Origin of the sequence: Streptomyces sp. WZ-12, from assembly GCF_028898845.1 — a bacterium.
GTDB lineage: Bacteria > Actinomycetota > Actinomycetes > Streptomycetales > Streptomycetaceae > Streptomyces.
Window position 1 is genome coordinate 53,832 of record NZ_CP118575.1, and the last position, 22,483, is coordinate 76,314.

26 protein-coding genes and 2 pseudogenes are annotated in these 22,483 nt (G+C 67.3%); 15 read left to right on the forward strand and 13 right to left on the reverse strand.

Annotation, left to right across the window (positions count from 1 at the left end):
* Positions 1-197: 197 nt before the first annotated feature.
* The 3 genes from PV796_RS40335 (at position 198) to PV796_RS40345 (ending at position 2,033) form a co-directional block, all read left to right on the forward strand.
* The gene (locus PV796_RS40335; protein ID WP_274919467.1) at positions 198-686 is read left to right on the forward strand and encodes a hypothetical protein; all 489 of its coding nucleotides are present in this window, start codon (positions 198-200) and stop codon (positions 684-686) included.
* Positions 687-839: 153 nt separating this feature from the next.
* The gene (locus tag PV796_RS40340; protein ID WP_274919468.1) at positions 840-1,523 is read left to right on the forward strand and encodes a hypothetical protein; all 684 of its coding nucleotides are present in this window, start codon (positions 840-842) and stop codon (positions 1,521-1,523) included.
* Between the two features lie 48 nt (positions 1,524-1,571).
* Positions 1,572-2,033: a DUF6166 domain-containing protein gene (locus PV796_RS40345; RefSeq protein ID WP_274919469.1), complete on the forward strand. Its 462-nt coding sequence runs from the start codon at positions 1,572-1,574 to the stop codon at positions 2,031-2,033.
* 107 nt (positions 2,034-2,140) lie between these two features.
* Here PV796_RS40345 and PV796_RS40350 read toward each other — a convergent pair whose 3' ends face one another.
* Entirely contained in the window at positions 2,141-2,809 is a 669-nt protein-coding gene (locus tag PV796_RS40350; RefSeq protein ID WP_274919470.1) for a hypothetical protein, read from the reverse strand.
* A gap of 230 nt (positions 2,810-3,039) precedes the next feature.
* On the opposite strand from PV796_RS40350, the gene tap reads away from it, so the two are divergent.
* The 6 genes from tap (at position 3,040) to PV796_RS40380 (ending at position 7,825) form a co-directional block, all read left to right on the forward strand.
* Positions 3,040-5,187, forward strand: coding sequence for a telomere-associated protein Tap (gene tap, locus PV796_RS40355; protein ID WP_274919471.1), 2,148 nt, complete (start codon positions 3,040-3,042; stop codon positions 5,185-5,187).
* Between the two features lie 91 nt (positions 5,188-5,278).
* Positions 5,279-5,671 carry a hypothetical protein gene (locus PV796_RS40360; protein WP_274919472.1) on the forward strand — a complete coding sequence of 131 codons (393 nt, stop codon included), beginning with the start codon at positions 5,279-5,281 and terminating at the stop codon, positions 5,669-5,671.
* Between the two features lie 3 nt (positions 5,672-5,674).
* Entirely contained in the window at positions 5,675-6,229 is a 555-nt protein-coding gene (gene tpg / locus PV796_RS40365; protein ID WP_274919473.1) for a telomere-protecting terminal protein Tpg, read from the forward strand.
* 77 nt (positions 6,230-6,306) lie between these two features.
* A complete protein-coding gene (locus tag PV796_RS40370) occupies positions 6,307-6,933 on the forward strand; it encodes a restriction endonuclease-related protein (RefSeq protein ID WP_274919474.1) in 627 nt (208 codons plus the stop codon).
* A 37-nt stretch (positions 6,934-6,970) separates the two neighbouring features.
* A complete protein-coding gene (locus PV796_RS40375; protein ID WP_274919475.1) occupies positions 6,971-7,522 on the forward strand; it encodes a hypothetical protein in 552 nt (183 codons plus the stop codon).
* A 165-nt stretch (positions 7,523-7,687) separates the two neighbouring features.
* The gene (locus PV796_RS40380; protein ID WP_274919476.1) at positions 7,688-7,825 is read left to right on the forward strand and encodes a hypothetical protein; all 138 of its coding nucleotides are present in this window, start codon (positions 7,688-7,690) and stop codon (positions 7,823-7,825) included.
* Here the strand turns inward: PV796_RS40380 and PV796_RS40385 are convergent.
* Positions 7,822-8,775: an IS481 family transposase gene (locus PV796_RS40385; RefSeq protein WP_274911660.1), complete on the reverse strand. Its 954-nt coding sequence runs from the start codon at positions 8,773-8,775 to the stop codon at positions 7,822-7,824. The two genes, PV796_RS40380 and PV796_RS40385, sit on opposite strands and share 4 nt — an antisense overlap.
* Before the next feature lie 361 nt (positions 8,776-9,136).
* Here PV796_RS40385 and PV796_RS40390 point away from each other — a divergent pair, with 361 nt between their 5' ends.
* Positions 9,137-9,586, forward strand: a complete 450-nt coding sequence (locus PV796_RS40390) for a tyrosine-type recombinase/integrase (RefSeq protein ID WP_274919477.1) — start codon at positions 9,137-9,139, stop codon at positions 9,584-9,586.
* Positions 9,516-10,730 (forward strand): IS3 family transposase, encoded by a 1,215-nt coding sequence (locus PV796_RS40395; protein ID WP_446750729.1) that lies wholly within the window; start codon positions 9,516-9,518, stop codon positions 10,728-10,730. The genes PV796_RS40390 and PV796_RS40395 overlap by 71 nt, the downstream gene beginning before the upstream one ends.
* Positions 10,731-10,774: 44 nt before the next feature.
* Here PV796_RS40395 and PV796_RS40400 read toward each other — a convergent pair.
* The 3 genes and pseudogenes from PV796_RS40400 to PV796_RS40410 all read right to left on the reverse strand — a co-directional run.
* Positions 10,775-11,051, reverse strand: a pseudogene (locus PV796_RS40400) (helix-turn-helix domain-containing protein); the annotation flags it as partial.
* Positions 11,052-11,193: 142 nt separating this feature from the next.
* Positions 11,194-13,206, reverse strand: a complete 2,013-nt coding sequence (locus PV796_RS40405; RefSeq protein ID WP_274919480.1) for a phage tail sheath C-terminal domain-containing protein — start codon at positions 13,204-13,206, stop codon at positions 11,194-11,196.
* Between the two features lie 331 nt (positions 13,207-13,537).
* Positions 13,538-14,014 (reverse strand): IS3 family transposase, encoded by a 477-nt coding sequence (locus PV796_RS40410; RefSeq protein WP_274919659.1) that lies wholly within the window; start codon positions 14,012-14,014, stop codon positions 13,538-13,540.
* Between the two features lie 148 nt (positions 14,015-14,162).
* Between PV796_RS40410 and PV796_RS40415 the strand changes: the two genes are divergently transcribed.
* A complete protein-coding gene (locus PV796_RS40415) occupies positions 14,163-15,353 on the forward strand; it encodes an ISAs1 family transposase (RefSeq protein ID WP_274919481.1) in 1,191 nt (396 codons plus the stop codon).
* On the opposite strand, the gene PV796_RS40420 is transcribed toward PV796_RS40415, so the two are convergent.
* The 4 genes and pseudogenes from PV796_RS40420 to PV796_RS40435 form a co-directional block, all read right to left on the reverse strand.
* A complete protein-coding gene (locus PV796_RS40420; protein WP_274919482.1) occupies positions 15,337-15,819 on the reverse strand; it encodes an IS3 family transposase in 483 nt (160 codons plus the stop codon). The two genes, PV796_RS40415 and PV796_RS40420, sit on opposite strands and share 17 nt — an antisense overlap.
* Positions 15,816-16,124 carry a transposase gene (locus tag PV796_RS40425; protein ID WP_274919483.1) on the reverse strand — a complete coding sequence of 103 codons (309 nt, stop codon included), beginning with the start codon at positions 16,122-16,124 and terminating at the stop codon, positions 15,816-15,818. Before PV796_RS40425 ends, PV796_RS40420 begins: the two co-directional genes overlap by 4 nt.
* 66 nt (positions 16,125-16,190) lie before the next feature.
* A complete protein-coding gene (locus tag PV796_RS40430; RefSeq protein WP_274919484.1) occupies positions 16,191-16,796 on the reverse strand; it encodes a hypothetical protein in 606 nt (201 codons plus the stop codon).
* 102 nt (positions 16,797-16,898) lie between these two features.
* Positions 16,899-17,611, reverse strand: a pseudogene (locus PV796_RS40435) (IS6 family transposase).
* A gap of 110 nt (positions 17,612-17,721) precedes the next feature.
* Between PV796_RS40435 and PV796_RS40440 the strand changes: the two are divergent.
* Both PV796_RS40440 and PV796_RS40445 read left to right on the forward strand, forming a co-directional pair.
* Positions 17,722-18,048, forward strand: a complete 327-nt coding sequence (locus tag PV796_RS40440; protein ID WP_274919485.1) for a histone-like nucleoid-structuring protein Lsr2 — start codon at positions 17,722-17,724, stop codon at positions 18,046-18,048.
* 545 nt (positions 18,049-18,593) lie between these two features.
* On the forward strand, positions 18,594-19,784 hold the full coding sequence (locus PV796_RS40445; protein ID WP_274919660.1) for an IS110 family transposase: 1,191 nt from the start codon (positions 18,594-18,596) through the stop codon (positions 19,782-19,784).
* Here PV796_RS40445 and PV796_RS42515 read toward each other — a convergent pair.
* Together PV796_RS42515 and PV796_RS40450 are read right to left on the reverse strand one after the other, a co-directional pair.
* Positions 19,768-20,190 carry an IS66 family transposase gene (locus tag PV796_RS42515; RefSeq protein ID WP_446750730.1) on the reverse strand — a complete coding sequence of 141 codons (423 nt, stop codon included), beginning with the start codon at positions 20,188-20,190 and terminating at the stop codon, positions 19,768-19,770. The genes PV796_RS40445 and PV796_RS42515 overlap by 17 nt on opposite strands.
* Positions 20,191-20,348: 158 nt before the next feature.
* Positions 20,349-20,642, reverse strand: coding sequence for an IS66 family transposase (locus tag PV796_RS40450; protein WP_342456991.1), 294 nt, complete (start codon positions 20,640-20,642; stop codon positions 20,349-20,351).
* 278 nt (positions 20,643-20,920) lie between these two features.
* Between PV796_RS40450 and PV796_RS42520 the strand changes: the two genes are divergently transcribed.
* The gene (locus PV796_RS42520) at positions 20,921-21,160 is read left to right on the forward strand and encodes a transposase family protein (protein WP_446750731.1); all 240 of its coding nucleotides are present in this window, start codon (positions 20,921-20,923) and stop codon (positions 21,158-21,160) included.
* A gap of 79 nt (positions 21,161-21,239) precedes the next feature.
* Here the strand turns inward: PV796_RS42520 and PV796_RS40455 are convergent, their stop codons facing one another.
* Both PV796_RS40455 and PV796_RS40460 read right to left on the reverse strand, forming a co-directional pair.
* Entirely contained in the window at positions 21,240-22,157 is a 918-nt protein-coding gene (locus PV796_RS40455; protein ID WP_274919486.1) for an IS3 family transposase, read from the reverse strand.
* Positions 22,154-22,462, reverse strand: a complete 309-nt coding sequence (locus PV796_RS40460; protein WP_274919483.1) for a transposase — start codon at positions 22,460-22,462, stop codon at positions 22,154-22,156. Before PV796_RS40460 ends, PV796_RS40455 begins: the two co-directional genes overlap by 4 nt.
* Positions 22,463-22,483: the final 21 nt, after the last annotated feature.

Consider the following 22,483-nt stretch of genomic DNA (forward strand, 5'->3'; position numbering starts at 1 on the left):
TGAAACAACGAGCCTTCGAGCAGGTGGTCAGGAGGTCGGCGCACCCGACTCCCCGCGGGCCGTGATCCGCCAACTCGACGCGCCCCACGCTCTGAACCAGGTTCCCTCACTTGGCGCACCGCGCGTATCTCCCCGACCCGCTTCCCTCGTTAGGCACGGCACGGGCCCGGTGCGGGCCCTGGACAGGGAGTGATGACGTGGCGGTCAGCCGTACGAGGAAAAAGAAGAAGAACCAGAACCGGACCACCCCGGCATGGGAGGGCCGCACCGTCTACGGCATGGGCAAAGAACTGCAGGACGCCGGTGGGCCGTCGCGCAGGAACATCGAGGTCGGACAGCGGGCAGCGGAAGGTGACCGGGTGTGGTTCGACAAGAATCCCGGCGCCTCGGTGCGCGCACGCGAGGCTCTGCCCGGCGAGCACGACCACCGGGCATTCGGTCCCGAGCCCCTCGCCCCGAACCAGAAGATCGCCGTGGTGGTGGTGCAGGCCGCCCCCGGGCGCCGCACCCGCATCCCCTTCCAGGTCGTTACCACCGCGACGGCCGGCGCGGCGATCTCCCCTCAGCAACTTGAGGAGGTCCGGGCGGAGTGGGAGAGCGGTGACCAGACAGCGCCCCTGATGAACCAGGACAGCAGAGTCGTCGATGGACTTGCCCTGATGCGCGCCCTCCAGTCGATGGGCTGAACCCGCGCGGCAACAGTGGCTTCTCGGCCATTGCGAGTGCCGAATCGGGCAGCTCGGAGCATCGACGGTGTGCCGAACGGTGTCCCGCTCCATGATCTGCGGCAGCGGGACGCGACGGGCGGGCCTGGTGGCAGGGGGAGGTACCCAGTGGCAGTGACCGAGCTGTTGGTCGCGGACGAGATCATGACCCGACTGTCGGATGAGGCCCGCCAGCAGGTGGCGCTCAACCTGCACAAGCGGGACTGCCAGACCTGCGGGGCGTCGCTGGGCGAAAAGACGCCGGCGCTCGCCGTCGACGACTGCGGCCCGTTCTTGAGCGCGTCCCTCAACCACCAGGACTGCCGCCCCTCGGGCTGGTACGGGCTGCGCACAGTCATGGTCGGCGCGCACGTGTCGTGGACCAGCCGGTTCTTCACCCTGCCGATGGACGAGGGCAACGGCCGCCCCCCGCGCCCGATGTTCATCGTCTGTCCGCACCTGGAGACGGTGGCCCTGGACCAGGACGGCGGCGACGGTTGGAGCGTGAACACCGAACGGCACTGGCGGGCCCGCGGCTTCCGCCCGATGGGCCGCGAGCTGATCGTCGACAAGTGGGTGGCCGACCAGGCCCCGCCCAAGGCCCGGCTGACCGGCTCCACCATTCACATCGACGCGGGCCTGGACGGCCAGTGGTCCTCATCGGCGAACCTCGACACCATCAAGGCGACCCGCGCTCTGGGCGGGCTGCTGCTCGGCATCTCCACCGCCTGCGAGCCGACCTCCACGACCGGCCCCAACGACATCCTGCGCTACGGCGCCGCCGGCCACATCTACCTCGGCTGGGTGCCACTCACCTGACGTGCGGCGGCGTTTGGCCAGGATCAGCAGGAAGAAGGGGAGGACACCATGACGGAGCAGGACCGCATCTACCACGGTGTGCAGCAGGTCAGGGACGACGAATCGCTGTGCCGCATCCTGGTGGAGAAGAGGAAGCTGGGGCCCACCGAGCGGCAGGTCGACGACCTCGTCTTGTACGAGCTCGCCCCGAAGGACGCTGAGGTCCTGGGCGGGTTCAACTGGGGATACAGCGGGTCCGGCCCCGGCAGGGCCGCCGACGCGATCCTTGCCGACGCCTTGGGCTTGGGTGATCCCTGGACCTGCGGATTTGAAGGATGGCCCCTCGACCCGGTCCTCCAGGCGCTGAGCATCGGCTTCGCCTCCGATGTGCTGGTGCAATGCTGCTCGGAGTGGCGGCTCAGCCGCGCCGGCGTTCTGCGCTGGTGCCGCGGCTGGTACGCGCAGCAGGGTGCCAACGATCTCCCCGCTGCTCTGGCCGACCTTCCTGAACTGGCCAGCAGCAGCCTGTGACGACTGGCTGCACCTGTGAGCCTCACACGGCGTTTCCGCAGGCGGGAGTGCTGTGGGTGACCCTGTGAGCTGTGAGCGGAGGCTTGCGGCGGGACGGTGTGACCGGATCAGGGGCGGCGGGCGAGGACGTCGTTGATGCGGGAGGCGTCGGCGACCCAGGTGGCGGCGGCCGGCGCGATGAAGCCGAGGACGGCCCGCAGGTCGTCCCGGCGGGCCGCGAGCGGCATGGTCCAGATGCCTTCGTGGTGGGCGATGCGGTTGCGGAGCTTGTGGAGGCGCTGGACGGGGTCCTCGATGAGGGTCAGGGCGCGGCTGGGGGCGTGGGGGAAGGCGCCGGCGAGGTCGGGCCAGAGGGTCGCGCGGTACTGGCGGGCGAGCAGGAAGCGCCAGAAGCCGAACCCGAGTTCCGCGATGATCTTTCCGCGCGGTGTGGCCGCTCCGCCGCGCTGGGCACGCTGGCGAGCGGTGCGGATGTCGGCGCGGGCCTTGTCGCTTAGCGGGACGGCGGGGTCGTCGTACCACTCGGCGGTGCGGCCGCGGTGCTGTTGACGGTGTACGAGCCGGGCGTCCATGGCGTTGCGCAGCATGATCTCCAGGTGCCCCAGCGACTCGAAGAACGCGGCTGCGGCCGCGCTGTTCCACCGGTACAGCACCAGCGCGGCCGTCGCGTCGCCGCCGCAGGCGGCCAGGTACGGGGCGAAGCGGTCAGAGCTGATCAACGTGACCACGGTCGAGTGGCTGGACGGCGGTGAGGATGCGGGCGGTGTGCTGGGCATGGTGGGGCCATCGTAGGTACACTGGGCGACGAAGACCCTGGAATCGTCCCTGGTAGCCCCGAAGGGGCAGGCCACACGCCCAGGGTTCAGCTTCTCGAAGGCCGTCCGGCACCCGCCGGGCGGCCTTCTTGCGTGGCCGCCCCACTCTCGAAATCTATCCGATCGGGTTAAATAAATAGGTTAAAGATCAGGGTAAAGTCTGTTAGTGTTCGGGGTGGAGGTAGTCGCACATGGCATCCGAGGAAGAGCTGTTCGCGAACATTGACGCGTTGTTGGAGGAGGAACCGCAGCTCCCGCCGCCGGCGGAGCGTGCCCGGCTTCGCGAGGCCGCTGGCATCACCCAGGCCCGGCTCGCGGTCGCGTTGAAGACGTCGACGCAGACGGTGAAGAACTACGAGAACGGTCGCTCCGAGCCGAAGTCGCCGCGCTTGGAGGCGTATCAGCGGCTGCTGAAGGGGTGGGCGGCGAAGTACCCTGCGCACGGCGCTCCCGCTGCACCCGCCCCGGCCCCGGCCCCGGCCCCGGCCGCCACGATGGAGCCGGAGGTGCCCGAGACGTTCGCCGGCCCGGCCGCCTCTGAGCCGGAGGCGCCGGCTGCCGCACCGGTGCAGGCTCCGGCCGGGCCCGAACGGCGCGCCCGTGCGGCCGCGCGTCCGGCGACGTCGCGGCGTCTGGCGGCGAAGAAGGCGGTGAAGCCCGCGAAGCCGGCCGTCGACCCGCGCTTCCCGCACGGCCCGCTGGCCGTGCTGGATGGTGACGGCTCCGCATACGGCGTGGGCGGCATCGTGCTCGACTGCCCGGCCACTACGGTGCCGGAGCTGGTGGAGTGGACGCTGCGCGAGTCCGGTCTCGGTGCCGCGAAGCTCAATCGGTACGGCAAGGACAGCGACCCGCTGATCGTCCTCACCGCCGCGGCCGCCGTGAAGCTCGGACTGCCCGAGCGCCTGGAGGGCCACGAGCAGCGCCGCTCCCTGCGCCTGCCGGAGGACCACCCGGTCGTCAAGCAGGTCGCGAAGGCGAAGTGGCAGCTCACGCAGCGCGGGTTCGGCCCATGGGCGCGGATCTACCGCAAGGCGCAGGGCCGTGACCGGCAGTGCGTGCAATTGGCGATCCTGTCGTGGGATGCCCTCGATGAGCGGTCCTGGCCCGGCGTCTCCCAGATGGAGCCGGCCGACATCGCCCGCGTGCTCGGGGTGTACGCCCAGCGGGTCATCACCCCGCGCGGCTCCACCGCCGTCTCGGGCCTGGAGCTGATGACCGCCATGCGCCCGCCGACGAAGCCGGAGCGCGATGAGCAGACCGGCAACTGGATCTCCGGCCACAACCTGGGCTCGCTGGGGACGGAGCCGATGGACCCGGCTCCGCCGGAGGCCACCGCGGAGCACCCAGTCGTCGTTCAGTCCGGCTGGAAGGGCGGGTTCCTCAACGAGGAGGCGTACCAGTGGGTGCGCTCGGTGGACTTGCTCAGCGATGAGGAGTGCCTGTTGCCCTTCGCGGTCGGCCTCGACCTGAACACGGCGTTCTTGGCCGCCGCGGCCCGCCTGGTTGTCGGCCTGTCCGCGCCCGACCACTTCCACGCCCCGAAGTTCAACCCGAAGATCCCCGGGAGCTGGCTGGTCGACCTGTCCCGCATCGAGCTGGACCCTCGTCTGCCCTCGCCGTTCACGCCGGACGGCTCCCGGCCGACGGGCCCGGCCTGGTACCAGACGCACACCGTCGCCTACGCCCAGGAGCTCGGGTACGACGTGCACCCGATCGAGGCGTACCTGCGGCGCGAGACCGGCGCCTACCTGGACCCGTGGCACGACCGCCTCAAGAACGCCTACGTCGACACCCTCGCCGACCTGGGCGTCACTAAGGACCTGGACGACCGCGCTTTCCTCGCCGCGATGGAGCAGCACAAGCAAGTCGATCCGGCCCTGGCCGCAGTCCTCGCGGCCATCAAAGCCACGGTGAAGGGGGGCGTGGGCAAGCTGCGCGAGCGCCCGCAGGGCAAGCACTACAAGGACGGCGAGCGGTGGCCGGCCCTTCAGCGGCCGACCTGGCGCCCGGACATCCGCGCCGCCGTCATCTCCAAGGCGCGGGTCAACATGCACCGCAAGCTGCTGAACATGGCGAAGATGACGGGTCTGTACCCCCTCGCCGTGCTCTCCGACTGCGTCGTCTACCCCTCGCCCGGCGCCTCGCCGCTGGACTTCCTCCCGTACGCCGCCTCGGGCAAGCCGCAGCCGGGCGGCTTCCGCCTCGGGCCCACGCCGGGCCTGGCGAAGCTGGAGGGCGTCCAGGAGATGTCCTGGGCCGTGGACCTGATGGAGAAGGGCCTCAACCCCGCCCGCCACATCAAGGGCGGCGACGCCGTCCTCGACGAGGGCGAGTAGGACCGCGACCCGCGACCGCCGGCACCGGCATGACGCCGTCCCAACGAAAAGGCCGGCGCGCACCTCAACCGCACCGAAGGAGCCGTACCCGATGACCACCACCGACGCCGCGCCTCCGCAGTGGCCCGTTCCCACCGCCCCGCCCGCCCATGACCCGGCACTGTTGGCGCGGGCGATGCGGGACATGCGCCTGACCTGGCGCGCCCGCGGCGTCCTGGCCGAACTCGCCACCGGCTACACCCCCGGCCAGGCCCCCACGGTCAGCGAACTGATCTCCCTCACCCGCGATGAGCGCCTGGCCGCCGAGGGCCGCGACGCCTTCCGCAAGGCGGTCGGCGAACTGCGCGCCCTCGGCTACCTCACACCCGACGCCACCACGGCCTCCGGTGTGGGCGAGCGCCTGGTCGTGGACCTCGCCCCGGCCGCCGACGCCCGCCTGATCCCTCAGCGCTACGGCCACAGCCTGTTCACGGACGGGAGCTGACCGGTGGGGGAGATTGAGGGCGCTATCGAGCGAGCCGATCAGGAAGCGTTCACCCGTCAGCCACCCAAGAGCCTCAAAGCGCGCATCAACTTCCTGGTGGGGCAGATGAAGACCACCAAGGCCGTTGCCGCCGAGCTCGGCGTCAGCCAGCGCTCGGTGGAGCGTTACCGCACCGGCGAGCGCAAACACCCGCCCAAGCCCATCGCGGACCGGATCGACACGGCCGTACGCGCCCGCTGGCAGCCGAAGGTCCGAGGGCGCCGCCGGAAACAGGCCGCCACCAGCACCGGCATCACCGTGGAGACCCGGGCCCGGTTCGGCTATACCGCGCCGATCGGCACTACCGACGACGGCCGGATGCGCCGCCTGACCGTCCACCTTCCGCCGGCCTACGCCCGTCGTCTGTTCGACGCCCAGCAGCAGGGCGCCACCGACCAGCAGATGCGGGACATCGTCGCCGAAGGACTGCAGGAGGTGTACTTCAAGGATGGCGGACGCCGCGCCGCGGGCCTCGAGGTCGCCGTCACCGACATCGACTACTTCGACGTCTCCTACTGACCGGAACCGGACTCAAGCGGCCGCGCACCGCTGTGTGACTGCGCGCTTCACTTCAGCCGGGGTTTCTGTCGCGTCGGATGACTTTGGTGGTTCCGGCGGGGCTGGTGTACCCCTGCCCGCTGTGCCACTGGCCGATGCGGGTGGCACAGCACGCAGCGACGGTCGAGGTGCGGTGCGAGGCCCACGCACCCCGCGGCGTGCACTACCGCCGCACCGCCAGTCCTGCTGGTGCGGGCCCGCCTGAGCTGGTCGGCACGGGGAAGAAGGCAACACCCGTGCAAGGGCTGCCGGCCAGCACGGAACACCTGGCCCTGGCCCGCCCGGTGTGGCGCTACGGGGTCCTGCCGACACTGATGGAACTGCACCTGCGCAACGAGGTCGCCGACCTTCCGCACGTCACTGTGGAGATGTGGCCCGGCGAGCTGCGGCCGGACGAGTACGACCTGCACATCACGGTGGCGGTGCCGGGCCGGCGCACACAGCACTTCCGGGCGGACGCCAAAGCATGGGAGTCGGTGGTCGCCCTCGGCGACGCGCTGATGGAACGCGAGCCGCCGCGGTGCCCGCTGACGATTGTGCTCCCTGACCACCAGGACCGCGAGCGGCACTACCTCGCCGCCAGGCTCCGCGGCCGCCTTATCACGGTGACCACCCTCAGCCGGCTGGTCAAGCGCATCAAGACGGCATCCGGAGCGCCGCAGTGAGGCCTGAGGAGTGGGAGCTGCGGCGGCTGACGGCGCGGTGCCGCTGGCGATCGCCGAGATGTACTTCGGCTTCCGCAACCCTCAGGGTGAGCTGGTCGTCCCGCTGGACCAGGCCTACTACATCTGGGCCGCCGCGCGCGTGGATCTGTGGGACCAGTGGCCCCGCCTGCCGCGCCGGGTACGGGAACTGGCCGGCCGGTACTGGCATGTGCGAGAAGACGACCTGGCCAGCCGGGACACGTTCTATGCCATGGCCCGCGCCTACGCTGCCAGCCCGGACGGCCTGTACTGCCTGCCGGAGGATGTACCGCCCCGGGAGGCCCGGTACCTGGTCGTGGCGCACGCACAAAACCCCCTGCGGCTGGCAAAGCAGCTGGTGAGCGAGGCTGAGGAGCTCTTTTACCAGGCCCGCAGCCCGCTGCCCGTGGCCGGCCCCGGGCAGTGGTGCTTCGGCGGACGCGAACCCTCGGTGGTGACGATCCCCGACACCGAGAAAGACGCCCAGGTGCTTCCGCTGCGGCTGCGTACCGCCGCCTACCGGCCCACCACGACGGTGTCCCGCAAGAAGGTGCTGCACCTGGCGCGCTGACAGGCGGCCGCCACCCCCGACCGTCATGGGTGGACACCCGGCCTGCTGACCGCGTTCTTCGACAAGCTCCTCGACGCCGAGGACCGCCCTGTCACCCGCCTCCAACTGCCCGCCGGAGCCATCAGAGTCCTCAACGCACCGACCGGCGTCGGCAAGAGCGTCCTGATGAACGCGATCGCCCCCCTGCTCGCCCAGCAGAGGCAGGGCCCCATCGCAGTGGTCGTCGGCCAGATCCACGACAGTCTCAGCGGCGCGGAACGCATCGAGGCGGACAACGACCTCGTCCGCCAGGTAGCCACCTAGCTGTATTGACCCGTGAGGTTGGGGACGCGGCTGGCGGGTGGCTGACCTTTCAGCGCGGTGTGTCCGCGGTGGTGATTGTAGGTGTGCAGCCAGGCGGGGTAGGCGTCGCGTCGTTCCTGCTCGGTGCGGTAGGGCTTGGCGTAGGCCCATTCGTCGAGCAGGGTGCGGTTCAGGCGCTCGACTTTGCCGTTGGTCTGGGGCCGGTAGGGTCGGGTGCGCTTGTGGGCGATGCCTGCGGCGGCCAAGGCATCGCGCCACAGGTGGGACTTGTAGCAGGAGCCGTTGTCGGTCAGGACCCGCTCGACAGTGATCCCGCACGAGGTGAAGAACTCCTGGGCCCGGGTCCAGAAGGCGGTCGCGGTCTCCTTCTTCTCGTCGGTCAGGATCTCGCTGTAGGCGAGGCGGGAGTGGTCGTCGACGGCGGTGTGGATGTAGCTGTAGCCGGTGCCGGAACGGGTTTTGCGGCCGGCGTGGCGGCCCAGCACCTTGTGTCCGCCGCCGTCGGGGATGTTGCCGAGTTTCTTGATGTCCACGTGCACCAGCTCGCCGGGCCGTTCGCGTTCGTAGCGGCGTATGGCTCGGCTGGTCGCGCGGTCCAGGTGCGTGAGCCGGGCCAGCTGGTAGCGGGTCAGCACTCGATGCACCGTTGAGGGGACCAGGCCGAGCAGGCCGGCGATGCGGGCTGGCCCCCAGCGGCGCAGGATGCGGAGCTTGATGATCCGGCGTTCGGTGCGGGTCGGTGTCCGGCGTGGGCTGTGGTGGGGGCGGGAGGAGCGGTCGGTCATGCCGGCCTCGCCCAGGACTCGGTAGCGGCCGGCCCATCGTTGGGCCGTGGTCGGGGAGACCTGGAAGCGTTCGGCGGCCCGCCGTAGGGTCCAGCCGTCCTCGACGACGCAGCGGGCCAGACGCAGCCGGCCGGTCTCGGTCAGGGGTGCATTACGGTGGGGCACGAGGGCCTTTCGGTCGGTGTAGACGTCGCAATCCACACCGAACCCGGAAGGCCCTCACCCGTTCAAGATCCCGCAACCGAGACCTGCATCACCCGTCCACAACCTCCCGGGACAGAACACCGACCAGTGGCAGGGCACCTCCACCGCGGCCACCAGCCGCACCCTGCTTATCGCCTGCCTACGCCAGGGCCTGCGCCTGGCTCGCGACCACCGCCTGACGGACCTGACCTGGCTCACCGACGCCGCCTACGCGTACGACAACGACGCCATCTGGGAACCCCTGGCCCCGCCCGCCCACGACCACAGCAACACGAACCCGTCGCTGAAGTTCAACGAGGTCGAAGAGCCCTTCGAGTTCCTGATGCCGGACCAGATCCCGACGCTGGTCGAGACCACTCGCAACGTCCGGGACCGGTTCCTGGTCTCCCTCGGTGCGGTCACCGGCATGCGGATTGGTGAACCGCTCGGCCTGCACCGCCAGGACATGCACCTGCTGTCGGACTCGCGGGTCCTGGGCTGCCCAGCGGCCGGCCCGCACGTCCACGCCCGGCGTCGGCGAGACAACACCAACGGGGCTCTGGCAAAGGCCCGCGTTCCCCGCGCGATCCCGGTCACCACCGACGTGGTCGGCCTCTACGCCGACTACACGTACGAGCGGGCCCGGCTGCTGCCCCAGGACGACCAGGAACTCGTCTTCGTCAACCTCTTGAGGTGCCTCGAGGTTTCCGGACAGGCGTCCAATAGGATCGCCTGGAACAGGGAACGAGGAACAAGCAGTGGCACCGAGAAAGTACTCCCCGGAGTTCCGTGAGGAAGCCGTCCGGATTGCCTTGAGTTCGAGCAAGACGGTCACCGAGGTCGGCCGGGAACTCGAGATGAATCCGGAGACGCTCCGTGGCTGGATGAAGAAGCACCAGAAGCGGAATGAGTTGCCCGCCGATGCCGGCCTGCCCGTCAGTGAGCGTGCGCGACTGAAAGAGCTGGAACGGCGCAACCACGAGCTCGAGATGGAGAACGCCTTCCTGACAAAAAGCCGCAGCGTACTTCGCGAAGGATCCCCGGTAGCGAGCAAGTACGAGTTCATCGATGAGATGCGACTTGATACGGCGGAGTACGTCTACAGCGTCGAGTTCATGTGCAGCAGACTCGGCGTTTGCAGATCCGGCTACTACGAATGGCGCGACCGTCCAGAATCCGCAACAGCCAAGCGGCGCGAGGAACTGAAAATGCTCATCAAGAAGGCATTCGAGGAATCCGACAGCACCTATGGCTACCGGCGCGTCCACGCCCAGCTGGCCCGCTGGGGCCGCGCCGTCGGCCCGGAGCTGGTCCGCCGCCTCATGCGCGAGATGGGCCTGGAACCCTGCCAGCCGAGGCCGAATCGTTTCGGCCTCACCCAAGCCACGGCCAGCCTGGTGCCAGACCTTGTCGGCCGCGACTTCACCGCCGACACACCCGGCGAAAAACTTGTCGGCGACATCACCTACATACCGACGACAGAGGGCTGGCTTTATCTCGCGACCATTATCGACTGCTGCAGCAAGGAAGTTATCGGCTACGCAATGGATGACCACTACCGGACGCCGCTCATCGTCCGGGCTATCCGTAACGCGGCACGAAACCGCAAGCTCACCAAGGGCGCGATATTTCATAGCGATCGCGGCAGCAACTCCATGTCCACCGAGTTCGCAGATGTCCTCAAGAAGCTTCAACTCCGAAAGTCCGCCGGGCGCACGGGGATCTGTTTCGACAACGCGATGGCCGAATCATTCTTCGGAGTCCTCAAGAACGAACGCGTATCGCGCGTCACGTACTTGACCCGCGAGGCCGCACGACAGGACATCACTCGATACATAGAATTCTGGTACAATCGCAAGCGCCTTCACTCGGCAGTGGGGTACCACCCTCCCCGCGAAGTCCACGCCGAGCACCAGAAGCTGCGAATAGCCGCGTGAAATAGACCGCCAGACGACTGTCCGGAAAACGCGAGGCCCCTCACCTCCACCCAGCCGTGCGCGGCCGGACCCTGTTCGAGGCAGGCGGCGGTTTCTCCAGACAGCGCGGGGACAGACGACACCGCGATCCGCCTGGACCACGGGACGCCAGGGCCCCAGGCCCGCCGTCCCGCCACAACTGATGCCACTGGTAGGCCGATTTCCGACTCACCCGCAGGCGCTGTGCGACCTCCGACGGCTTGATCTCCTGCTCGAACAACTCGGCCGCCTGTACTCGTACGGCCCCGCAGCGGTCAGTCCGCCCCCATCCGCATACCTCACACACAACGGAATACGACCAATACCCCAGCAACGTCAGGGGTTTCATGAAAGATCACCCTGACGAGCCGAAGTCGGTATTGATCGGCAAGCCCTAAACGCAGCGGCATTGCCGGGGGGTGGATCGAGGATCACCGAAGGTTTCTTATACGGCTCGAGCTTCCTGATGGGCCTGGGAAATCCGGAAGACGATGAACTCCGCCGGGCGTACCAAGGCGACACCGACGTCGCAGATGACCTTGGCAGCGGCGATAGTCTCGGGGGTGTTGTTGCTTTCGTCGCATACGACGTAAAATGCCTCCCGTGCGATGGCTCCCTGCAGGGCACCTGAGCGCCATTGTGTCTTCAAAAACTGGGAGACATTTGCGCACAAGGTGTCGCGGAGTTGCTGATCGTTCGGTTCGAAGACGGCCCAGCGTGTGCCGAGCTTGAGGGATTCTTCGAGGTAGTTCATCAAGCGGCGTAGGTTCACGTACCGCCACTGGTCTTCCTTCGACAGGGTGCGCGCGCCCCATACGCGGTTGCCCCAGCCTGGGAAGGAGCGGAGACAGTTGATGCCTTCGGCGTTGAGCGGATCCTGATCGCGGTCGGTCAGTTCCCGCTCCAAGGCCTTTACATCCTGTAGCGCTATGTTGGCTGGGGCCTTGTGCACTCCCTTCTCTCGGTCCGCTTTGCACCACACTCCTGACACAGGTCCCGACGGTGGTACCAGGTGGCCGCGGGATGTCTCCACCCACGGGTAGTACAGTGCCGCGTACCGACTGTCCGTATCCGTCAGCCCGAGTTCCCGCACGTACGCCTGCACCCTGTCCGGGTTCGCTCCCTTCGGCGGGTCCATAATCACCATTCGGTTTTCATTCGCGCAATGTTGCGCCGCCTTCTGCCAAATTCCCGCCGCTCGAGCTTCGGTGATCCCGGGGATATTCCAGACATCGGGGATCGTGACCATGGTGACCTCAGGAACTCTCTCCAGTGCGGTCAAACCGACCCCGGGAAGACTTTGAGACTCCCCGATAATACGCTCGATCAGCTCATCCGCCGGTAGAACGATCCCTTCATCGCTTGTGGTGCGTATTCCGGCTACCCAACACACTCCGCCACCGTTGGAGAAAAATCCATAAACCGCATCCCACAACGAAAAAGTCAGCCCAGCCTCCTGATGAGCCACCCCCACCGTGTGATACTCGCCCGCGGCGATTGCGACGATGTCACGCCAGCTATCAAGCTCTTCCGGAATATAACCCGTATCTTCGCCGCTGCGGGTGTAGTGAACCTCGCCATTCTTGTCCACCCCCACCGTGTGATAATTGCCCGCGGCGATTGCGACGATGTCACGCCAGCTATCAAGCTCTTCCGGAAGATAACCCGTATCTGCGCCGCTGCGGGTGTAGTGAACCTCGCCATTCTTGTCCACCCCCACCGTGTGATAATTGCCCGCGGCGATTGCGACGATGTCACGCCAGCTATCAAGCTCTTCCGGAAGATAACCCGAATCTGCGCCGCTGCGGGTGTAGTGAACCTCGCCATTCTTGTCCACCCCCACCGTGTGCATCAAGCCCGCGGCGATTGCGACGATGTCACGCCAGCTATCAAGCTCTTCCGGAATATAACCCGAATCTCCGCCGCTGCGGGTGTAGTGAACCTCGCCATTCTTGTCCACCCCCACCGTGTGAATCCTGCTCGCGGCGATTGCGACGATGTCACGCCAGCTATCAAGCTCTTCCGGAATATAACCCCAATCTCCGCCGCTGCGGGTGTAGTGAACCTCGCCATTCTTGTCCACCCCCACCGTGTGCATCAAGCCCGCGGTGATTGCGACGATGTCACGCCAGCTATCAAGCTCTTCCGGAATATAACCCCAATCTCCGCCGCTGCGGGTGTAGTGAACCTCGCCATTCTTGTCCACCCCCACCGTGTGCATCAAGCCCGCGGTGATTGCGACGATGTCACGCCAGCTATCAAGCTCTTCCGGAATATAACCCGAAGATGCACGGGAGGCGGTATAAACCATCTCACTTGCCACAGCACCTGCTGGTGGAGGACCGTAAATGTCCGTGAACTCATTCCAGGAGCGTACGAGGGTGGGTTCAGCGGGTCCGGTGAGGGTGAATCCGATGAAGGCAGGAACGGAAGTACTGACGCCAGCGATGGAACGCATACCGCTGAGCTGTTCCTCGACGTAGATACCAGGAGTGCTATACGGAGCAGGGGGAGGCATAAGTGACTGCTTTCCGAGCCCCGGAGACAGTCACCAGGGACTCATCGGAAGTGACGGAACAGCCGGCGCGGGAAGGTCATGTCAGCTCGGCAAACTGCTGAAGCAGCTTGAATCCAGCCTTGCGTCAGCCAAATGAGGGAGAGTGATTTCACGTACGCTCGCCAGTCTGGCAGACCGGTACCGCCTAAAGCCTTCCCAACAAGAGCCCCTTAGGGGCAGGTACTACAGCCTCAGATCTTGTGAGGTTCCCCCGTCGTTCGGGAGGCGCTGATCAGCTGGTCAGGAGGGGTTGACGGGGTTTCAGGTTCGCTCGTTCGGCCGTTGCCTGCTCGGCGTAGTACTTCTCCTCGAATTCGATCGGGCTGAGGAAGCCGAGTCGTTCCTGGGTGCGGCGGGAGTTATAGAAGCCGTCTGTGTACTCGAAGAGCGCGAGGTTCGCCTCGGCACGTGTGGCGAAGACGCGGCCGCGCACGCACTCGGTCTTGATCAGCATCCACAGGTTCTCCGCGAGGGCGTTGTCGTGGCTGTCCCCGACGGAGCCCATGGACGCGTCAACTCCTGCCCGCAGCAGGCGAGTTGTGAGCTTGATGGATGTGTACTGACAGCCGTGGTCGGCATGGTGGATGAGCTTGCCGGGCTCGACCTCGCGGGACGCGAGGGCGTACTCCAGCGTGGTCAGGACCAGGTCGGCGTCCGCGCGGGCGGAGGTCTCCCAGGCCACCACCCGGCGGGAGAACGCGTCCCGGATCCAGGGCGATGAACCTTCTCGGGGGGCGAGACGTCATGGTCCATCATGGATGGTCGAGTTGCCTGGTCTGCGGCGTTGGTGAAACGAGACGCGGCTCCGGATGATCAAGGTGTCGAAGCCGTTGATCACGTACCGGAGCCGCGTTCGCATGTCATCTTCCCTGATCTCTGCCGTCACCCGCCACCATGACCAGTTGCCGGACAGCGGCACGTACGACGCCTGGCGCCTGGCCGATCTGGCCGGCTTCCTCGACCAGTTGCCCGACCCGCGCTGTCGGCGCGGACGGCGCTACTCCCTCGGCGCCCTGCTGACCCTGTGCACGCTCGCCGTTCTTGCCGGGGCCACCGGCTGGGCCACCATCACCCGCTTCGCCATCGGCCTGTCCCTCGCGGACCGGCAGCGCATCGGCCTGGCGCGCGGCGTCCCCCGCGCGATCACACTGGCCCGGCTGCTGCGTCGGCTGGACGCCGACCTGCTCGATGACGCCCTCGGCGCCTGGGTCCAGCTCCAGCACGCCGATCCGCTCGCCACCCCGCAGGGCACCGGCCCACGCAAGAGAGGGGCCGTCGCGGTGGACGGCAAGACGGTCCGCGGCTCACGCACCCGCGATCAGCGCGCCGTCCACCTACTGGCCGCCTGCCTGCACGGCACCCGTGCCGTGATCGCCCAGCGCCAGGTCGAGACCAAGAGCAACGAAATCACCGCCTTCCAGCCCCTGCTGGCAGAGCTCGATCTGACCGACACGGTGGTCACCTTCGACGCCCTGCTCACCCAGCACGACCACGCCCGCTTCCTGGTCGAGGAGAAGAACGCGCACTACATCGCCCTGATCAAGGCCAACCACCCCACGCTGCACGCCCGGTTGAAGCAGCTGCCCTGGAAGGAGGTCCCGCTGATGGGCTACACCCGCGCCACCGCGCACGGCCGTGACGAGATCCGCAGGATCAAGGCAGTCACCGTTCCCGACCTGCCCTTTCCCCACGCGGCTCAGGCCCTGCAGATCGTGCGCCGCCGCCGCGTACTGTCCACCGGCAAACTCACCCTCGAACGCGTCTACGCGCTCACCGACCTGACCATGCACCAGGCCACCGTCCCCCACCTCGGCGAACACGTCCGCGAGCACTGGGGCGTGGAAGCCCTGCACCACGTGAGAGACGTGACCCTGCGCGAGGACGCCTCAAAGATCCGCATTGGCAACGCGCCCCGCGTCATGGCCGCCCTGCGCAACACCGCCCTCGCCCTGGCCGAGCTCGCCGGCTGGCACAACCATGCCGCCGCCGTTGATCACTACCGGTCACACCCCGACCACGCGCTCGACCTCATCAAGCCCGTCCTCTGAGAAAGATCGCGCCCTGGTCCCGGATCGCCGACAGCCACAGCGGGCCCTCGCCGGTCGAGATCATCGTCAGGTCGGTGACCCACAGCCGGTTCGGCGCCGGTGCGGTGAAGTCCCGGTTGACCAGGTCCGGGGCGAGTGTGGCCTTCGGATCCCGGCGCGTGAAGCCTGTGCGGCGCGGGCTGATGCCCGCCAGGTCGGCCTCGCGCATCAGGCGCTCGACCCGCTTGCGGCCCACGCGTGTGCCCTCGCGTTTCAGCACGGCATGCACGCGCGGAGAGCCGTAGATCCCGCCGGACTCGGTGTGGATCTCCTTGATCCGCTCGGTCAGCTCGACGTCGCGACGCCGCCGCTCGCACGGCTGCTTCTCGGCGCGGCGCCAGCGGTAGTAGGTGGAGGAGGCGATGTGCAGTTCCCGCAGGACGCACTCGACTCCCAGGTCAGGGTGCTCGTCGAGGAGCCCCGTCACCTGGGCCGGGTCGGGTCGAGTTGCGCCGCGAAAAAAGCCGAGGCCGTCCGCAGAACTTCGTTCGCGCGCTTGAGCTGGGCGTTCTCCTTGCGAAGCGCGGCGAGTTCGACGCGTTCGTCGCTGGTCAGCCGGTCGTCCCGCTCGCCGGCATCGGCCTCGGCCTGCCGGATCCAGCCGCGCAGGGCCTCGGGATGCACGCCGAGCTCGATAGCCAGTCGCTTGATCTGGGGCTTCGGGTCGGAGGTCCGGTACATCCGCACCGCACGCTCGCGCAACTCCAGCGAGTACTTCCTGGGGGCAGCCATGGTCGATGTTCCTCTCATGAGAACCATCTGACCCTCTGTCACCATCCTCCGCATCTCGGGGGAACCTCACTCGGCTTTCTTGGCCAAGTCCTGCATGTCGGACTCGATGCCGGCACCTGCCTCGTAGACCGCGGTGTTGATGCCGGTGCCGACGGAGTTCTTGTAGGCGGCATCGGCGACCTTGCCTCGGTCGCTGAGGTGCCTGCCGCCGAAGCTGCCGTGCTCCTCCATGCCCTGGAAGACCTTGTGGCCCCCAGCGTTGCCGGTGGCTCCCGTGGCGGCGTTCGTGCCCACGTCCCACACCGTGCTCACGGTGTCCTTGCTGTCGTCCGTCAGGTCGGCGGTGAGGCCGCCGGCGATGTTGCCGAGCGCGCCGTTGGCGGCGTTGCCGGCCTTGCCTCCACCACTGAGCACCTTGCCGACCGCGCCGGTCAGCTTGGCGCCGTCCGCGAGCGAGGCTCCTCCCGCGGCGAACAGGGCTGTGCCCGTGGCCTCTTTGGCGGCTGTGTCGAAGTCATCGCCCACCGTCACCTTCTGCCCGGTCAACGCCTGGTTGATCATCTGGCTGCCGGAGTCGGCGACGAAGTTCGTGGCGAAGTTTTCCGCGCCCTTCTTGACGAGCTGGCCGCTGACTCGGGCGACTCCGGTGAGCACCTTCTCGATGGTCGCCACCGTTTCAGCGCTCAGTCCGCTGAAGGGCGTTGTCGAGTTGTTGGTGTGGGTGGTGAGTTGGGGTGTGATGAGGGTGCGGGTGTGTTCGCGGTGGCGCCTTGGTCAGCCGGTCACGGTCGCGGCGGTGACGGTCTTCCAGACGGTGAAGTGTTCGGTCATTTCGGTGCGGTAGTCACTGGCTGTGAGCAGGTGCCGCCGGGGTCGGAAGTGTGAGGAGATCTGGGAGAAGCAGGCAAGGGATGTCTGGGCCGCTCCGACGGGGGGAAGTTCTTCATGGCGCGTTCGCGTTGTCTGGTGGGCTGTTGGCTGTTCTCGGCCCGGTTGTTTAGGTACTTCGAGGTGCGGTGCTCGACCGAGGGCATGACCTGGCGGTGGGTGGCGTCGTAGGAGCGGAGTTTGTCGGTGACGATCACGCGGGGCAGGTACGCGTACTCCTTGAGGAGCTTGCGGAAGAACCGCTTCGCCGCCGTGGTGTCCCGCTTGTCCGTGACGAGAATGTCGAGGACGTTGCCGTCCTGGTCCACCGCGCGCCAGAGGTAGCGCATCCGGCCGTTGACCTTGATGAACACCTCGTCCAGGTGCCACTTGTCGCCCGGGCGAGGCCGGCGGCGACGCAGTTGTCTGGCGTAGGCCGGGCCGAACGTGGTGCACCAGGCGCGGATCGACTCGTACGAGACGACGACGCCACGCTCGAAGAGGAGCTCCTCGACCTCCCGGTACGAGAGCGGAAAACGGTGATACAGCCACACCGCGTGAGCGATCACCTCGGCCGGGAAGCAGTACCCCTTGTACGACGACGCCCCCTCGGACCCCACGACCGACCCCTCCCACAACGACCCAACATCAAGATCACCTCACGCCACCCACAACAACCCGATAGCGCCGTCCCAACATCAATCGCGGGTCAACCCGTTAGGATGCGCCCATGGCTCAGAAAGTCGTAACTGTCTACACGGATGACCTCACGGGCGAAGAATCATCGGAGGCCACCACCCACACCTTCGCCATTGATGGCGTACAGTACGAAATTGACCTGAATCCGGATAGTTTCGACCAACTATTGGAAGCAATGGCACTCTTCAGGACGTCTGGTCGGCGGGTCGGCAAAGCTCGCAAGCCCCGCCAGGAAAGGGCTGCTAGCCGTGACGACAGCGCGGCGATTAGGGCCTGGGCCAAGGGGGCCGGCTACGAGGTCAGCGACCGTGGTCGAGTTCCCACGGAAGTGCGTGAGGCATACGACAAGGCCCACTGATTATGCCCAAGTTCCGGTAGGCTCCGGTAGCCCCCTCATCGTCTTCCGTTCTTGTGGTCGTCGCAACACCACGGCTCAAGAGGTGACGGGCGGGTCTGTTCAATGAGTCTTTTTCATCCCGGCTCTGGATGGGTGAAAGGCCTGGTCAGGTAGGGTGTGGGTGACGAGGCAGGGCCCCTGTCGTTGGCGTGGTGATCTCACCCATCACACTGATGTCCGAGGGGCCTTGTTGGTTGCTTATTCGTAACTGGTTAGGTCTGTGGGGCTGGTGGGCGTGTGGGATCGCCGGGTGGCCCGGGGTTTCAGGGGGTCCTACGTTGTTGTGTGGGTTGGACGGGCCAGTCGTAAGGTCCAGGGATCCAGAGACACCGGGTGTGGCTTTCAGGGGGTTGCCCTCGATGGTTCCCGCCACCTGGCCGCCCGGTGTCTCACGACGACTCGGCCGCTGATTAGGAGCTGCGGGCCCCGCGGGTGCATCGCTGAGTAGGACCACGCTGGCGAGGTCGTCCGGAAGAACAGTGCACAACGAACGACCGGAGGAACAGGTGGCCCAGATCTGGGCGGGTACGGACATCGGCAAGACGCACCATCACTGCGTGGTCCTGGACGCCGAGGGCAGGCGGCTGCTGTCGCGGAGAGTACTGAACGACGAGCCGGAACTGCTGGCTCTGCTCGCTGACGTCCTGGCGATCAGCGAGGACGTGGTGTGGGCGGTCGATGTTGCCGACGGTATGGCCACCCTGCTGATCAATGTGCTCCTCAACCACGGCCAGCAGCTCGTCTACATACCCGGCCTTGCGGTCAGCCGGGCATCCGCCGGCTACCGGGGCGTGGGCAAGACCGACGCCAAGGATGCGACCGTCATCGCCGACCAGGCCCGGATGCGGCGGGACCTGACGGTCCTGCGGCCGGATGACGAACGGGCCGTCGAACTGCGGATCCTCACGGACCGCCGCGCTGACCTCAACGCGGACCGCACCCGTCGGATCAATCGCCTTCGCGGTCAACTCACCAGCATCTTCCCGGCGTTGGAACGAGCAATGGATCTCGGCAACGTCGGCCCGTTGATCCTGCTGACCGGCTACCGGACCCCGGCCGCCCTGCGTCGAACCGGCCGCAGCCGACTGGAAACGTGGCTCAGGAACCGCAAGGTCCGCAGTGCCGAAGTCCTCGCCGAGGCCGCCCTGGAGGCGGCCGGGCGCCAGCACACCGCCGTCCCTGGGGAGAAGATCACCGCGCAGGTGGTCCACACCCTGGCGAAGGAGGTGATGGGCCTCAACGAGCAGATCGCCGAGATCGACAAGCTCATTGCGGCCCGGTTTCGCGACCACGAACTCGCCGAAGTGATCGAGAGCATGCCCGGCATCGGCCCGCTGATGGGCGCCGAGTTCCTCGCCGCCACCGCCGGCGATATGAGCCGCTTCGGCAGCTCCGACCGCCTGGCCAGCTTCGCGGGTGTCGCTCCCGTGCCCCGGGACTCCGGCAACGTCAGCGGCAACCTGCACCGTCCCCGGCGCTACCACCGCCGCCTGCAACGCGTCTTCTACACCTCCGCGCTCATCAGCATCCGCAACTGCGACGCATCCCGCCGCTTCTACGAACGCAAGCGCGCCGAAGGTAAACGGCATACCCAGGCGGTCCTCGCCCTGGCCCGGCGACGGGTGAATGTCCTGTGGGCCCTGATCCGTGACGGACGGTGCTTCCAAAGGGAACTCCCTGTCACAGTGGCGGGTTGACAACGTCATTAGGAGGTGGTGGGTGTCCAGGGTCTGCCGCGCATGGCGTGGGTGAGGACGTCGAGCATCTGCTGGCCGTGGCGGTCGGCGGTGGCGAAGTAGGTGCGGATCGCGGCGAAGTCGCGGGCTCCTTGCAGGGTGCGCAGGTGCGCAGGCTTCCGGAGATTTTGATGCGGAGTTTCGCCATGCGGATGGTCTGCTCGGCCGCGTTGTTGTCGAAGGGCAGGGCCGGGTCGTGGACCCAGCGCAGGTAGTCGTCCCAGCGGCGGTCCAGCCGCTGGAACAGGGCGTGATGCTTGGCCTCGGTCTTCGAGGACCGGGCGGCAGTGGCCGCGATGCCGTCGGTGACCGCGGTTCGCAGTGCGGCGAGTTCCCCGGTCGTAACTGGATAGGTCTGTGGGGCCAGTGTCGCGGGCGGTGTCGGCGGCCTTCTTCAGCGCGAGGAGGGCGTCGGTGGCGCGGTAGGCCGCACAGCGGGCGGCTTCGCTGCCGGTTTCGGTGACGGCGATCAGTTCGCGCAGCACGTGCGCGCTGCACAGGGCGTGCTCCGTGTGGGTGTAGGTGTCATAGGGGCCCAGGCGTCGTGCATGGCCAGGCCGGTGAAGTGCGGCAGTATCCGGCGGCGTCGGTCGCCTCGGTGCCTCGGCGCCGGTGGACGCTGAGGTGGACGAAGGAGCCGGTGGAGGCCGAGTGCAGCCAGTGCCTCGCCCCGGCGGTGCGGAACCCGGTCTCGTCGAAGAACGCCAGCGGGGCTGCCGCGATCTTCTCGACCGCCCGGTAGGCGAAGTCCGTCAGACGCGATGCACAGCGCCGCACCCAGGAGGCAACCGTGCCCGGGGCGATGGGCGCGCCGAACAGTTCCGCGAGTGCGGTCGCGGGTGCGGTGCTTCGACGGGAACTGTCCGTGCATCAGATATACGCCCACGGCGGTGATCCTCGGCCCGTACTGGACCGACTGATGGCGCCCTTTGAATTTGGCTCTGACCGCAGTTTCGTGAATCCCCAGGTCAGGGGTAGGAACGAGGGATCGTTTCAGCACGGTGTTCCCTGGCGTGGCGAGCAAGACGATCGAGGATGTGCTGTTTGCTGGGATCGATGTGCGAGTGGAGCGCGTCAACGATGTCTCCGGCGGCCTGGTGCTGGAGGCGGAGTCCACGGGTCGTCCGGGCCGGTGCCCGGACTGCCGGAAGCGGGCGGAACGCGTGCACAGTACGTACCAACGCTCCCTGGACGAGAGGCCGTTGGGTCCGCGTCGAGTCACAGTCCGGCTCCGGGTGCGACGGTTCTTCTGCGACCGGCCAAGCTGTTCACGCCGGACGTTCGTCGAGCAAGTCGGCGGGCTGACCGGCGGTACCGCCGGTCAAGCATCGGGATGACGGGCTGGCTCTGGTCGATCGCGGCGGAGTTGGGTGGCCGTCCGGCCGTGAGGTTCCCCCGTCGTTCGGGAGGCGCTGATCAGCTGGTCAGGAGGGGTTGACGGGGTTTCAGGTTCGCTCGTTCGGCCGTTGCCTGCTCGGCGTAGTACTTCTCCTCGAATTCGATCGGGCTGAGGAAGCCGAGTCGTTCCTGGGTGCGGCGGGAGTTATAGAAGCCGTCTGTGTACTCGAAGAGCGCGAGGTTCGCCTCGGCACGTGTGGCGAAGACGCGGCCGCGCACGCACTCGGTCTTGATCAGCATCCACAGGTTCTCCGCGAGGGCGTTGTCGTGGCTGTCCCCGACGGAGCCCATGGACGCGTCAACTCCTGCCCGCAGCAGGCGAGTTGTGAGCTTGATGGATGTGTACTGACAGCCGTGGTCGGCATGGTGGATGAGCTTGCCGGGCTCGACCTCGCGGGACGCGAGGGCGTACTCCAGCGTGGTCAGGACCAGGTCGGCGTCCGCGCGGGCGGAGGTCTCCCAGGCCACCACCCGGCGGGAGAACGCGTCCCGGATCGCCGACAGCCACAGCGGGCCCTCGCCGGTCGAGATCATCGTCAGGTCGGTGACCCACAGCCGGTTCGGCGCCGGTGCGGTGAAGTCCCGGTTGACCAGGTCCGGGGCGAGTGTGGCCTTCGGATCCCGGCGCGTGAAGCCTGTGCGGCGCGGGCTGATGCCCGCCAGGTCGGCCTCGCGCATCAGGCGCTCGACCCGCTTGCGGCCCACGCGTGTGCCCTCGCGTTTCAGCACGGCATGCACGCGCGGAGAGCCGTAGATCCCGCCGGACTCGGTGTGGATCTCCTTGATCCGCTCGGTCAGCTCGACGTCGCGACGCCGCCGCTCGCACGGCTGCTTCTCGGCGCGGCGCCAGCGGTAGTAGGTGGAGGAGGCGATGTGCAGTTCCCGCAGGACGCACTCGACTCCCAGGTCAGGGTGCTCGTCGAGGAGCCCCGTCACCTGGGCCGGGTCGGGTCGAGTTGCGCCGCGAAAAAAGCCGAGGCCGTCCGCAGAACTTCGTTCGCGCGCTTGAGCTGGGCGTTCTCCTTGCGAAGCGCGGCGAGTTCGACGCGTTCGTCGCTGGTCAGCCGGTCGTCCCGCTCGCCGGCATCGGCCTCGGCCTGCCGGATCCAGCCGCGCAGGGCCTCGGGATGCACGCCGAGCTCGATAGCCAGTCGCTTGATCTGGGGCTTCGGGTCGGAGGTCCGGTACATCCGCACCGCACGCTCGCGCAACTCCAGCGAGTACTTCCTGGGGGCAGCCATGGTCGATGTTCCTCTCATGAG

Coding starts and splice junctions, on each gene's coding strand:
- PV796_RS40440 (WP_274919485.1), top strand. CDS start 17,722: ATGGCTCAGAAAGTCGTAACTGTCTACACGGATGACCTCACGGGCGAA.
- PV796_RS40390 (WP_274919477.1), top strand. CDS start 9,137: ATGCCGGACCAGATCCCGACGCTGGTCGAGACCACTCGCAACGTCCGG.
- PV796_RS40415 (WP_274919481.1), top strand. CDS start 14,163: ATGTCATCTTCCCTGATCTCTGCCGTCACCCGCCACCATGACCAGTTG.
- PV796_RS40380 (WP_274919476.1), top strand. CDS start 7,688: ATGAACGCGATCGCCCCCCTGCTCGCCCAGCAGAGGCAGGGCCCCATC.
- PV796_RS40370 (WP_274919474.1), top strand. CDS start 6,307: ATGACTTTGGTGGTTCCGGCGGGGCTGGTGTACCCCTGCCCGCTGTGC.
- PV796_RS40345 (WP_274919469.1), top strand. CDS start 1,572: ATGACGGAGCAGGACCGCATCTACCACGGTGTGCAGCAGGTCAGGGAC.
- tap (WP_274919471.1), top strand. CDS start 3,040: ATGGCATCCGAGGAAGAGCTGTTCGCGAACATTGACGCGTTGTTGGAG.
- PV796_RS40405 (WP_274919480.1), bottom strand. CDS start 13,206: ATGCGTTCCATCGCTGGCGTCAGTACTTCCGTTCCTGCCTTCATCGGA.
- PV796_RS40460 (WP_274919483.1), bottom strand. CDS start 22,462: ATGGCTGCCCCCAGGAAGTACTCGCTGGAGTTGCGCGAGCGTGCGGTG.
- PV796_RS40360 (WP_274919472.1), top strand. CDS start 5,279: ATGACCACCACCGACGCCGCGCCTCCGCAGTGGCCCGTTCCCACCGCC.
- PV796_RS40425 (WP_274919483.1), bottom strand. CDS start 16,124: ATGGCTGCCCCCAGGAAGTACTCGCTGGAGTTGCGCGAGCGTGCGGTG.
- PV796_RS40350 (WP_274919470.1), bottom strand. CDS start 2,809: ATGCCCAGCACACCGCCCGCATCCTCACCGCCGTCCAGCCACTCGACC.